Source organism: Caldalkalibacillus thermarum, assembly GCF_014644735.1.
GTDB classification, from domain to species: Bacteria; Bacillota; Bacilli; order Caldalkalibacillales; family Caldalkalibacillaceae; genus Caldalkalibacillus; species Caldalkalibacillus thermarum.
Genome location: NZ_BMKZ01000017.1, coordinates 23,320 through 35,831 on the forward strand (window position 1 = coordinate 23,320; position 12,512 = coordinate 35,831).

A 12,512-nucleotide genomic window follows, 5' to 3' on the forward strand; every position below is an offset into this window, starting at 1 on the left:
GTTTTCAACTCACCGTGTCCTCATCTAACAGGACATGAGTATGGCTCCCGGAGGATGCCATCTCATCAAGAACGCTTTAGCCTCAACTTAAGTTCATTATAGCAGATGGTCATGATAATGTCTCGATATCTGCCGAATAAATTTTGTGCATGGTGCCCTGTCCGTCTTCCAGCAACAACACCCCTTCATCAGTAATGCCACGGGCAATGCCTTCTACTTGACCATGAGGTGTTCTGGCTACGATGTGCTGCCCCAAGGAACAGGTATGGGCTTCCCACAAAGTTTTGATCGGTCCAAATCCGCTTTGCTCATACAACCCATACAATTTTTCCCATTCTTGAAGTATGGCGATGGCCAGTTCCTTACGGGAGAGCGCTTTTTGAGCCTCGATCCGTAATGAGGTTGCTTTAGTCCTTAGCTCGGTGGGAAACTCCTCCTCCTGTTGGTTTACATTTATGCCGATACCAATGATCACATAACGGACCCGGTCTGCTTCAGCGTCTAACTCGGTCAAAATACCTGCCACTTTTTTTTGGCCGCATAACACGTCATTGGGCCACTTTATGTGCAGGGGGATGGAGACCAGCTGTTTGACAGCCCTCAGAACAGCCACAGAGGTCAATAACGTGAGCTGGGGAACCGAGGTCAAGGGAATGTGGGGACGGATGAGCAGGCTCATCCATAACCCTGTTCCCTTTGGCGAAAACCATGACCGCCCCAGCCTGCCTTTACCTGCCTGCTGGTGGTCAGCTAATACAACGGTCCCCGAAGGAGCCCCTTCCCTGGCCAAGCGGTGGGCAATGGTCTGGGTAGATTCCACTTCCTCAAAATAATGAAGGTTTTGCCCTAGCCATGTTGTCTGCAAATGGGATATAATTGAAGACGGTGATAAACTTTTTGGCTCAGCAACTAACCGATAGCCCTGTTTGCGTACCGCTTCAATCTGATATCCCTCTTTGCGCAGCTCCTCAATATGTTTCCATATTGCCGTACGGGAAACACTGAGTTTCTGGCTTAATTCCTCTCCAGAAACAAATCCACGGCTTTTCAACAACTCGTGCAAAAGTTGTTTGCGAATTTCATTCATCATGCTCATCCTCCATCACGTAAGCCCGGATTGCTTCAGGGTCATTGGCCACCTTTCCTTCTACGACTGCTTTGGCCAACCGGTTCAGCGCTTTTTGGATCCAGGGGCCTGGGGGACGATTTAAAAATGTCTGCAGATCTTTGCCGTTCACACACAGCTCCTGGGGATGACGGATGGGCAGCTGCTTGAGAACAGCTTTCACTTGTTGCCCCACATTAATGTCAAGAGACTGGGTAAACCTTAATTGATTTAACTTGAGCAATGAAACTGCATCCTCTTCTCCCAAACAAATCAGGTCGTAAGCAGGGATCTGTTCCGCCTGGACAATGCTTTCATAGCTGTCCAAGATATCCAAGAGCCGCTTGACCTTTTTTACAAATTTTTTGGTCAGACGCAAGCCTCGCAAAAACTGCATCCTGTGTTCACCCGGCACATGGCACAGAAGCAGTGCCCAGCGTTCGGGCTCGGTTAAACCCTGCATAGAATAGCGGGATGCCTCGTTAAGGCCTTCCTGTATATAACAAAAAGGCGGAATGTCTGTCGCAATCCGGCTGCTGATTAGGGTGCGCAATCCGTGCTCAACAAAAGGCGCTTGCATTAATTTTTGGAACTCCTGAGTAATGCGCTCCCGGGCCACTTTTTCCAGTAATTGGCGTTGGTTTTGGATCGCATTTAATACCTCCGGTTCCACACTAAAGCCCAATTGCCCGCTGAAGCGGACCGCTCTGAACATCCTTAAGGCATCTTCCTCAAAACGGTCTTCAGGCTCACCGACTGTTCGGATCACTTTACGCTTAAGATCGCGTTGACCGTCGAAGTAATCATATATGCGTCCAAAGCGGTCCATGGCTATGGCATTGATGGTAAAATCACGCCGGCTCAAGTCTTGCCGCAACGAATCCACGAAGTGAACCCGGTCCGGCCTGCGGTAATCTGAGTAGCCTTGCTCAGTACGGAACGTGGTCACTTCAAACGGAATACCTGCTTCAACTACAGTGACCGTCCCGTGCTTTAATCCGGTGGGTACCGTTCTTTCAAACATGTTCATCACTTGTTCTGGTCTTGCTGAGGTACAAATATCAATATCCTGTACGGGAAGTTTTAATAAGAAATCCCGTACACACCCGCCGACCATATAAGCCTCATAACCGTGGGATTCAAGTTTTTCCAGTATCCGTTTGGCCGTCCTCATCAGCTTCATGTCGATCACACACTTTCACATAATCAGCTTCATATACCATATACTAAGAAGGCTCAAGCGCTCACGAAATGGTTACTCAGGCAGGGTGGGTTTTGTGAGTATGTACGAAAGGAGGCTCTGCCGTTGAGAACATTATACGGCTTATTTATCTTGATTGCCAAAATGCTTCAGGGACGGAAACGCATACGTTAATTCTCTTACGAAACCTTTTGCTCACCTGTTTAAGACCATTCTGTACAGGGACAAGTATTGCTCCAAAATATTGTCCGCCGCAAACAGGGTACGGGCTCGTTCCACAGCCGCTTGGGAGAAGCGGCTGTATACATCTGGCCGACTCAGTAATGTAACAGCACCTTCAGCCATCCCCTCAATATCCCCGATTGGATAGATCAAACCTGTCCGTCCGTGTTCAACCACCTCAGGTATGCCTCCCGCATTAGAGGCGATCACTGGCACTCCGCAAGCCATTGCTTCCAAGGCCACAAGTCCGAAACTTTCTTTTTCAGATGGCAACAGCATCAGATCGATTTGAAACAAGATTTCAGCAACGTCATCCAGTTTGCCCAAAAAATGAACATAGGGATCCAGCTGGTGTTCCCTTAACCAGTGGTACACTTTGGTGAAATCCGGCCCTTCGCCGATAAAGATAAGTTTGGCCGGTATCTTGGTGCGGACAATCTGGAAAATTTTAGCTACATCCAAGACCCGTTTGACTGGCCGGAAATTCGAAATATGCACAAGCAGCTTTTCTCCCTGGGGGGCATATTGCTGCTTGAACAAGGTGTTGGCCGGGCGTTCATACTGCCTGTGGTCAACGAAATTGTACACCTTATATATATCTTTACTGACGTTTAAAACCTCATACGTTTCGGCGATTAAATGGTCAGATACAGCAGTGACCAAATCAGATTGTTCGATCCCGTAGCGGATCATCTCCTTTAATGTTTCATCATAAGCCAAAACAGTGATATCCGTGCCATGCAAGGTGGTCACTACTTTGAGGGGATGTTTCACCATTTGCCTGGCCAAAATGGCACAGACAGCATGGGGCACTGCATAATGAACATGAAGTAAATCCAATTTTTCCCGGCTGGCCACTTGAGCCATCTTACTGGCCAGTGTTAGATCGTAGGGGGGATAGCGGAAGACATCATATTGGTTGACTTCAACTTCATGATAGTAAATATTATGATAATATTTTCCCAAACGGAAAGGTACACCAGCCGTAATAAAATGAATTTCATGCCCCCGTTCCGCCAGCAATTTTCCCAATTCTGTGGCCACAACACCTGAACCGCCCAGGGTGGGATAACAGCTGATCCCGATTTTTAAAAAAGGGGGACGATTAGCTTCCACTCCGGTCAGCCTCCGTTTCTGCCGGCCAGATCAACTGGGGTAAAGCAAGAGGAGCTTTAACCATAAACCCTTCTGCATAAGGGACATTGATCATGCTGCCAAAGAGGCGCTCTCTTCCTTCAATAGCTCCGATAAACCCTGTATTTAACCTTGTGGACACACGGCCCTCCGCCTGCTCAAACTGTGACCGGTAAGCGTGCAAGGCTTTCTTCTTGATTTCCATCTGATCTGTAATATCCACCACGATATCTGGTTTGGCCACACTATTAATGAAATAATAATAGACCTGTCGAACCTGGTGGGGAGCTTGTCTCTCTTCATCCCACTGATATTTGCCAATATTGGCCGTAAAGACCGCTTCTTCAATCCATTGTGCGGTATGGTTATGGTCTGGATGGCGGTCCTGATCATAAGGGGCAAACACGACTTGGGGACGCCAGCGGCGGATAAGCTGCACAAGGGATCCAATAATGGTCTCCCGATCCGTCAACCCGCGGTCAGGAAATTTTAAATTGACACGCTGTTTCACCCCCAGAACCTGGGCGGCCTGCTCGGCTTCCATCTGCCGGGTCTCCACGGTCCCGTTGGAAGAAAGCTCAGCCAAGGAAAGATCTATGATACCCACCTTATATCCCCGGGCCACATGCTTGGCAATTGTACCGGCCATGCCAATCTCCACATCATCGGGATGGGCGCCAATACAAAGCATGTCAACCGTTTCTCCCACAACGCTTCCCTCCCCCTGTTCATCATTTAACAGCCTTGCAGCCTGATAGACATGTCTGGCCGGTTTCATAATGTGTCTTTTCACAACTTTCTCCAGTCCAGATAACCTGCTTCCATGGCCCGTAAAATGATCTCGGCCGTGGCCATATTCGTCGCCAACGGAATCTGGTGCACATCACACAGGCGCAATAATGCAATGATATCTGGCTCATGAGGCTGAGCCGTTAAGGGATCCCGGAAAAAGATCACCAAATCCATTTTGTTTTCGGCAATAAGCGCCCCAATTTGCTGGTCCCCTCCCAAAGGGCCAGATAACAGGCGGGTGATGTTAAGATCTGTATGAGCCATGATTAACTTGCCCGTCGTCCCAGTGGCATACAGATTGTGCCTGTTTAGCACTGACTCATAGGCAATAGCAAAATTGACCATGTCTTGCTTCTTCTTGTCATGGGCAATCAGGGCAATATTCATCAATTGATCCCCTTTCCACATTTATTCATCCATCACCTTATCTAAACCATATACCAAACATTCCAATTTCACCACTTTTTTGATCGCCATGTTTACCCCAGGCATAAAGGAGGTGCGGTTGATGGAGTCGTGGCGGATGGTCAGCGTTTGCCCTTCGCTGCCAAAAATCACTTGCTGATGGGCCACTAAACCGGGCAGACGGACACTATGTATGGGAAATCCTTGATAAAAAGCACCACGGGCCCCTTGCAGCTCCTCTTTCTCTTCCGGATGGCCCTGTCTGTGCTCTTCACGCACCTCAGCGATCATCTCTGCTGTTTTAATCGCTGTGCCAGAAGGGGCATCCAATTTTTGATCATGGTGCATCTCAATAATTTCAACTTCAGGCATGTATCTGGCTGCCATTTGGGCAAATTTCATCATTAAAATCGCACCGATGGCAAAGTTGGGAGCAATGATACCTCCTATTTTGTGTTGGTCAGCCAATGCTTGTAACTCTTCAATATCCGCTTGTGTTAATCCTGTCGTGCCAATGACAGGCCTGACCCGGTGGTGAATGGCCAGCTGGGCATGTTGTTTTACAGACTGGGGTGTCGTAAAGTCAACCATGACATCGGGATTAAAATCAAGCAGGGCCCGCTCCAGATCGTTGACAAAGGGGACACCAATAGGACCGATGCCGATCACTTCTCCCACGTCAACATTGTTTAATTTAGAATCAACACCACATACTAATTGAAGCTCATCGTCCTTTTGAATCATTTTCACCGTTTCAGATCCCATTTTTCCTTTTGCTCCTACAACAATCACGCGGATAGCCATTATGATCACTCCTGTTGAATCATGGTTATGATACGACTACAATTTTACTATGGATCGTTGCTTTAATTTTACTATTTTAATTTTACTATATGGATATTTGATTTGCGAACGAGGCAAAGGAGAGAATGACATGCCGCTAAAATTGAAAAATATGGCGATGATCATGCTAGGCGCGGCTATCTATGCTTTTGGCTTAAACTATTTTAACATTGCCAACCAGCTTGTGGAAGGCGGATTTACGGGACTGACCCTGCTGCTTAACTATTTGTTTGGCTTTAGCCCTGCTGTAATGAATCTGCTGCTTAATATTCCCCTCTTTCTGATTGGCTGGAAAGTGCTGGGTTCCACCGCTTTTATCTACACCATTTTAGGCACGGTTTCCCTGTCATTATTTTTGTGGCTGTTCAAAGGTTTTCATTTATACCTTGGTGAAGATTTGCTGCTTGCTGCCTTGTATGCCGGCGTCACAGCTGGAGTTGGCCTGGGCATTGTTTTTCGCTACGGAGGGACGACTGGCGGGGTAGACATTATTGCCCGCCTGGCCAAAAAATATTTGGGCTGGAGCATGGGTAAAACCATGTTCGCCTTTGATGTGGGTGTCCTTACCCTGTCCATGATCTATTTAGATCATAAATTGGCGATGTACACAGTCATCGCGGTCTATATTGGTGCCAGAGTGATCGATTTTGTCCAGGAAGTGGCCTACGCAGGTAAAGCAGTGATGATCATTTCGGACTCAGCCCCTGAAATAGCCCAAATGATCATACAAAAACTAGACAGGGGTGCAACCTTGTTAAAAGGAAAAGGGGGATATACTGGCAGCCAGAAAGAGGTGCTCTATTGCGTCATTAGCCGCAACGAGCTGTTCCGCCTGAAAAACCTGATTCGGGAGATTGACCCCTACGCTTTTGTCGTTGTTCATGATGTGCGGGATGTTCTGGGCGAAGGGTTTACCCTCGACGAACAAAAGAAGCCGTTAAGGGATGATGTGTAATAATAAAAATGCTTGCAGACGTGCAGTCTACAAGCTTTCAGGCCAGATCGTCATTTAAGGGATATCACCGTTACAGGTTTATATGGGAGTACTTCTCCTTTGCCATAGGTTACTCGTTGTTCATACCGGCATAAACCATGATAAAACGCACCAACTCCAGTACAGCAACCACGGTTGCTGCAACGTAAGTGAGTGCTGCGGCATTGAGCACTTTTCTGGCCGCATGCTCTTCATTCATGCCGATCACATTAAGGCTGACCAGTTGGTTTAACGCCCGGCTGCTGGCATTAAATTCAACGGGCAAGGTAACAATCTGAAACAGCACGGCAAAGGCCATGGTGATAATCCCCAGCAGAATCAAGTTAGCTGAATACAGAACAATGCCCAACAAAATGAAGAAAAATGACGCATTGGAACCAAAAGTAGCCAGTGGCACCAACGCATGTCTGAAGCGCAAAAAGGCGTAGCCCTCAGCATCTTGAATAGCATGGCCAACTTCGTGGGCGGCTACAGACACACTGGCAATAGAAGAGCCATAATAGTTGTCACTGGAAAGGCGGACCGTTTTGGTCGTCGGATCATAATGGTCTGTCAGTTTTCCTCTGACTTCCTCCACTCTGACATTATACAAACCGTTGGCATCCAAAAGTCTTCTGGCCACTTCTCTGCCAGTCAGGCCGGACCGGGCAGCAATGCGCAGATGCTCTGCATAGGTTCGTCTCAAATAAAGCTGGATTAAAATGGGGATGGCAATGATCAGCAGAAAATAGATCAACATTGTCATTTGACCGCCTCCTTCCCACCTGTGTCAGTCTTATTCTCATAAACATTATATGCCAAAGGTCAAACTTAGTCAATAATAGCCTGTGTGAAGAGCGGTGCCGCTATACCCTGCTCACACCACGCCAAGGGACGGTTTCCGCCTCCTGCTCACCCCGATATTTTTTCCAGCCCGCATAGCTTAACACACTAACAATCAGGACCGACATTCCTACCATTAACAGAATAAAGTTGCTCTGCTCCCCAGATTCCTGGAAGAAGGCGATGCGAATCTGGCTTTCTAACCTGTCCAGCAGTTGGGCCGTTTGCTCTTTTTGCTGCCACAGTTCTGCTGAATGGCGGTCAAGATAAACAATAAGGGAATCAAGCTGGTTATACATCTGAGGAGGATGGCTGACAGCGATGGCTGGACGGATAAATTCGTATTGATTGAACAGGCGGGTCAAATGGCGGTAGAACTGATCCCTGTCCTGAGTGGTCAGCGCCTGCTTTAGATCAGCAATATCTTTAGCCAGCTTGGGATAAAAATTAATCCATAAAGGTTTTTCAGTATGACTGACGGCATTGATGGCCAGGCGCATGCGCAAAACCTGCTGGTAAACCTGGTTTTCGTCCAACCTTACTTGAGTTAAAGCCCCTTTGGCTTGGGTTGCTGTTTCCATTAAAATATTGGCCTGTTCTACATATTGTAAGTACTGTCCCAATTGCACATGTAACAGCCGTTCAGAAATTTCCAGCACAGTTTCCCGGGCTTGTTCATACTCATTTTCTTCAACCAAATGAAAAGCTTTATCTGCCAAGCGGCTGATTGCCAGCCATTTCTCCAACTGTTCATCTATCGAATGGTTAGGGCGCTCCGCATAGGTAATGCCGGTATTTAGCACAAGTATGAACATCCACGTTAAAACCAGTGTTTTAGTTGTCAGACAGCTAAACACGACTGGTCTCTTCATCTTATCCCCTCCCCTACTAAGACATCCTATGGACATCCTATGGGACAAGGGACAAGTTTAGACCTGTTTTTTTCGAACCACAAGAAGATAAAAGAGGGCCAAACTGATTAAACTCAAACAAACTGTAAAAGCATAAATCTCTGACAAATACGGATGAAGTCTGTAATCCAACCACGGGAAAATACCTAATGTGTAATCGAACACATCATTGGTTAAAGTCCATATCCCCACCAGCAGCAAATGGGGCAGCCTGAAACTGAAATAAGGGATGAATAGTAAAGCTTCCACTGCCATGCCAATATGGGAAAAAATCAGCATGTAATGCTCCCAGGTCAATTCCCCGCCCAAAAGACCCGTCCAGATGATCATGACCGTGGCCCAGACACCATATTTGACCAAAGTGACGGCTGCAAATGCTTCCACAAACGGCCACCGTTTTCCCAGTATGAAGGCCACCAGAACAAAACAAAAAAATAAACTTGCGGTCGGACTGTCGGGGACAAAGGGCAACAAATACCAGTCAGTGACCGCTAACTGATTTTTGTACCAGTAATAGCCATATAACGTTCCTAATGAATTAATGACCAGTAACGTCCACAAGGTTGAACGACGGCCCAACCAGCTTATCATCCATGTGTAAGTTAACTTGATCATGCTCACCAGCCCCTAAACCCCTCTTTGCTTAATGATGAACGCAAAAATTTAATAACATTGTTCTTATAACCTCTCATCAAACGGAAAAAGCTGACTTAAAGCCAGCTTTTCCCTTGCTGCTCTTATTCGTCTTCACCATCGAGTGAAGCAAGCCATTCAGCCAAAGCCTCTAGATCCTCTTCATCAGTCACGAGTCCGCCGGGCATGGAACCTTGACCGTTAATAATAACTTCCTTGATTTCATCTTTATTTAATTCACTGCCAATTAAGTTTAGGGGAACGCCGACAGCCCCACCTTCCAGGTTTTCCCCGTGACAATTGATACATGTATATTGGACATATAACTCATAGGCTGGATGGCTAGTGTCGATTTCCACATCAAAATAGGGGCTGTCCCAAGCATAAACCTCATTTTGCGACCAATCATGCGCCTTGTAAGCATCATAAGTTAAGACAAATATCGAGGCGATAACCAGCAGCATAATCGAAGTGGCGATCGGACGCTTAACCGGCCGCCGTTCCTTGCTACGGTCTAACCAAGGCGCCAGCAACAGGGCGGCAAAGGCCAGACCTGGGATTGCAACTGTGCCAATAACGGTGTAGTCACCTGAAGCATAGGTATACTTTAATAATTGATACAAGAATAAGAAATACCAGTCTGGCACCGGTGCATAACCGGTATCGGTCGGATCAGCAAGACGTTCCAAAGGCGGTTCGTGGGCCACCGTCAATACAAGAAAGCCGATCAAAACGACTGCTCCAACCATCCATTCTTTTAACAGAAAGTTAGGCCAGAAGGGCTCTGTTTTGCCCGGATACTCTGAGTAGTCCTTGGGAATGTTCGGCACACGCCTGGCCAGGATACGTGAATCTTCCACATATTTTACATCTTTGTGATGATTGTCATGATTACTCGCCATGTTTTACCCCCCTAGATTGGAGAGAACTCCATTTTATAGTGGTCCAGAAATTCCCTGTCTGCGGATCAGGATGAAGTGGATACCCATTAAAGCCAGCAAAGCAGCAGGCAGGAAGAAAACGTGAATGGCAAAGAAACGGGCCAGTGTTTGGGCACCCAAAACATCACCGCCAGCCAAGAAGGTTTCAATCATTCCGCCAATAAGCGGCACACTTGAAGCGATCTCAATTCCGACCGCAGTGGCAAAGTAGGCTTTCATATCCCAAGGCAAAAGGTAACCGGTAAAACCAAGGCCCAGCATCACGCCAAAGATCATCACACCGACAACCCAGTTCAGTTCGCGGGGTTTTTTGTATGAGCCAGTAAAGAACACCCGTAGGGTATGTAAAAACATCATGACAATAACCACACTGGCTCCCCAGTGGTGCATGCCGCGCACAATCTGCCCGTAAGCAACTTCATTTTGCAGATACTTCACTGATTCATAAGCATTGACGATGTCCGGAACATAGTACATGGTGAGAAACATCCCGGACAGGATTTGGATCACGGTGATGAAAAAGGTTAAACCTCCGAAACAATAGATAAACGCGGAGAAATGATGTGCCGGGTTCACATGTTCAGGAACCTCGTGATCGGCCAAATCCCGCCACATCGGAGTAATATCTACCCGTTCATCAACCCAATCATACAATTTCTGCAACATGGTTTATCCCAACTCCTCTCGTGGCACTGCTCGACCTAGATACAGTTTGCCGTCTTCCCCCACTTCATACTCGTAGACATCAAGCGGGCGCGTTGGCGGCGTACCGGGAATGTTAATGCCGTTTTCATCGTATAACCCGTCATGGCACGGACAGAAGAAGTGATTGGGATAATCATCGTGGGTGTCCCATTGTACAGTGCACCCTAAGTGCGTACAAACAGGAGACAAAGCTTGTACTTCACCGTTGTCCAACACTCTGACCCAGGCGGAGTGCAATCTTTCGTATTCGGCCCAACCGTCCTTGATCAGCAACTTAAAATCGACCCGTTTGTATTCTTTACCGAATTCAGAAATGTCGCCAACAGGAACCATCTCCCGATCCTCGCCGACTTTTAAGACAGGGTCTATGGCAAAGCGGATCATGGGAGTGATCGTCGCTGAGACAAGGAAACCGCCGACGCCCATTAAGGTGTAGTTCAGAAATTGCCGTCTAGACACCTGCTGTTGCTCTTTGTCACTCATCCTTTAACCTCCCTGCACACATGAACTAAAACCAACGGATGAAGCCGATAACATAAAACAGACTAGGACATAATCATGATAGCTCATGGGCAAATACTCGTCAAGAATTATCAGTTTTGGTTAGGCCGCTCCCCCAACTTGCCACACGTTAACATTTTACCCTTTTTTCCACAAACTAATGAGGCTGGGGACAAACTTTTGGGACAAGTCAAACAGGGCTTGGCTGGACTGGTCCTCCATGTCCACTTCAGAAGCATCAATATAAAACAACCCGCCGCGCAGCTTCTCTCTTCTCTTCTCCCATTCCTCTTCCACTGTGATATAGACTTGATGCTTAAAGCCGCTTTGAAGCACATATTCTGTATACCTGTTGAGATAGGCCGCCAGCATGTCTGCTTCATGGGCTTCAGTATAAGTCAAAGCAGGGAGCAAAAGCACACGGCCCATCAATTGCTCCTCCAGGTGATTGACTACTCCTGAAAGCCAGGTGGCCTGCACCGCAGATAGACGGGCGTTGTTTCCCAGCTCCATTTTAATCAAGGGCACCAGAGCAGTATCAATATACTGCCGATTTTCAAGATAGTCATCAATGGTTAAACGGTCCCACTTCATTATTTCACCACCGTTCCAATAAATAAGACCCGATCAGGTGACCGGGCAGTTCATTTTTTTATAAGATTATTATACTCTATTATTCATTCTCACTGACTAGCTTCAACCATTGTTCACTTAATTGTAAAAAACGCTCCTTATCCCGTTGGTCCAACGCCTCATTAATTTTACGTTGCAATTGTTGCTTCTTAAACTGGTAAACAGCTTCATCCAAGACCATCTCAGCCAAAAGGGCATACATTCCGTTGGAGGTCAGCTTCTGCTTTTTCATGGGACCGTCCTCCTTCACGGCGGCATATTCAGGACACATCTGGGCGGATTTATAATTTAATTTAATTTGCAGGATTTGATCGGGATGATGGCGCAAGTCATAAAAAGCTTTTTCAACATCCGTGGTTTGCAAATCTCCTTTTCTAAACTGGAAAGACACACCGTCTGTACACTTGGTAGACATGATAATAGACCGTTCAGCTGCATCTATTTCATCCACGAACCGGACCTTCGCCAATAAATTGTCGTCACTCATAATATAGGTTAACAGCCAGGCACCTTCACGCTTCTGCAGCTCATATGACTGAAGAAACCATTCCAAAAACCGTTTCTTTTCTGCATTTGTGACCAATGGATTCATGTCTACCCCTCCTTACGTTTTATACTATAAATATTCGCTTTCATAAAAAAATTCCCTGCTAAGGCGAGGGAATTTTTT

Annotated in this window: 15 protein-coding genes; 1 reads left to right on the forward strand and 14 read right to left on the reverse strand. The window is 46.9% G+C overall.

The genetic code is table 11. From position 1 onward, the window contains the following. Positions 1–109: 109 nt before the first annotated feature. From IEW48_RS08430 to dapB, 6 genes are all read right to left on the reverse strand, one after another. On the reverse strand, positions 110–1,090 hold the full coding sequence (locus tag IEW48_RS08430) for a biotin--[acetyl-CoA-carboxylase] ligase (protein ID WP_188623424.1): 981 nt from the start codon (positions 1,088–1,090) through the stop codon (positions 110–112). Further along, positions 1,080–2,288 (reverse strand): CCA tRNA nucleotidyltransferase, encoded by a 1,209-nt coding sequence (locus tag IEW48_RS08435; protein WP_188623425.1) that lies wholly within the window; start codon positions 2,286–2,288, stop codon positions 1,080–1,082. The genes IEW48_RS08430 and IEW48_RS08435 overlap by 11 nt, the downstream gene beginning before the upstream one ends. Before the next feature lie 213 nt (positions 2,289–2,501). Continuing rightward, positions 2,502–3,644, reverse strand: coding sequence for an N-acetyl-alpha-D-glucosaminyl L-malate synthase BshA (gene bshA / locus IEW48_RS08440; RefSeq protein ID WP_188623426.1), 1,143 nt, complete (start codon positions 3,642–3,644; stop codon positions 2,502–2,504). After that, positions 3,634–4,371 (reverse strand): bacillithiol biosynthesis deacetylase BshB1, encoded by a 738-nt coding sequence (gene bshB1 / locus IEW48_RS08445; RefSeq protein ID WP_188623462.1) that lies wholly within the window; start codon positions 4,369–4,371, stop codon positions 3,634–3,636. The genes bshA and bshB1 overlap by 11 nt, the downstream gene beginning before the upstream one ends. Before the next feature lie 80 nt (positions 4,372–4,451). Beyond that, positions 4,452–4,841: a methylglyoxal synthase gene (mgsA, locus tag IEW48_RS08450; RefSeq protein WP_188623427.1), complete on the reverse strand. Its 390-nt coding sequence runs from the start codon at positions 4,839–4,841 to the stop codon at positions 4,452–4,454. Positions 4,842–4,862: 21 nt separating this feature from the next. Then, on the reverse strand, positions 4,863–5,663 hold the full coding sequence (gene dapB / locus IEW48_RS08455; RefSeq protein ID WP_188623428.1) for a 4-hydroxy-tetrahydrodipicolinate reductase: 801 nt from the start codon (positions 5,661–5,663) through the stop codon (positions 4,863–4,865). A gap of 130 nt (positions 5,664–5,793) precedes the next feature. On the opposite strand from dapB, the gene IEW48_RS08460 reads away from it, so the two are divergent. Continuing rightward, positions 5,794–6,657, forward strand: coding sequence for a YitT family protein (locus tag IEW48_RS08460; protein ID WP_188623429.1), 864 nt, complete (start codon positions 5,794–5,796; stop codon positions 6,655–6,657). A 109-nt stretch (positions 6,658–6,766) separates the two neighbouring features. Here the strand turns inward: IEW48_RS08460 and IEW48_RS08465 are convergent, their stop codons facing one another. The 8 genes from IEW48_RS08465 to IEW48_RS08500 all read right to left on the reverse strand — a co-directional run bounded on the left by IEW48_RS08465 (position 6,767) and on the right by IEW48_RS08500 (position 12,434). Then, the gene (locus IEW48_RS08465; RefSeq protein ID WP_188623430.1) at positions 6,767–7,441 is read right to left on the reverse strand and encodes a zinc metallopeptidase; all 675 of its coding nucleotides are present in this window, start codon (positions 7,439–7,441) and stop codon (positions 6,767–6,769) included. Positions 7,442–7,541: 100 nt separating this feature from the next. Then, entirely contained in the window at positions 7,542–8,390 is an 849-nt protein-coding gene (locus IEW48_RS08470) for a sporulation protein YpjB (RefSeq protein ID WP_188623431.1), read from the reverse strand. Between the two features lie 57 nt (positions 8,391–8,447). Continuing rightward, positions 8,448–9,044 (reverse strand): DUF1405 domain-containing protein, encoded by a 597-nt coding sequence (locus tag IEW48_RS08475; RefSeq protein ID WP_188623432.1) that lies wholly within the window; start codon positions 9,042–9,044, stop codon positions 8,448–8,450. A gap of 122 nt (positions 9,045–9,166) precedes the next feature. After that, positions 9,167–9,964 (reverse strand): menaquinol-cytochrome c reductase cytochrome b/c subunit, encoded by a 798-nt coding sequence (locus tag IEW48_RS08480; RefSeq protein ID WP_188623433.1) that lies wholly within the window; start codon positions 9,962–9,964, stop codon positions 9,167–9,169. 33 nt (positions 9,965–9,997) lie between these two features. Next, entirely contained in the window at positions 9,998–10,669 is a 672-nt protein-coding gene (qcrB, locus tag IEW48_RS08485; protein WP_007505605.1) for a menaquinol-cytochrome c reductase cytochrome b subunit, read from the reverse strand. A gap of 3 nt (positions 10,670–10,672) precedes the next feature. Next, the gene (locus IEW48_RS08490) at positions 10,673–11,191 is read right to left on the reverse strand and encodes a Rieske (2Fe-2S) protein (protein ID WP_188623434.1); all 519 of its coding nucleotides are present in this window, start codon (positions 11,189–11,191) and stop codon (positions 10,673–10,675) included. Between the two features lie 156 nt (positions 11,192–11,347). Then, on the reverse strand, positions 11,348–11,803 hold the full coding sequence (locus IEW48_RS08495; RefSeq protein ID WP_188623435.1) for a DUF2487 family protein: 456 nt from the start codon (positions 11,801–11,803) through the stop codon (positions 11,348–11,350). 79 nt (positions 11,804–11,882) lie between these two features. After that, a complete protein-coding gene (locus IEW48_RS08500) occupies positions 11,883–12,434 on the reverse strand; it encodes a ReoY family proteolytic degradation factor (protein WP_188623436.1) in 552 nt (183 codons plus the stop codon). Between the last annotated feature and the right edge of the window lie 78 nt (positions 12,435–12,512).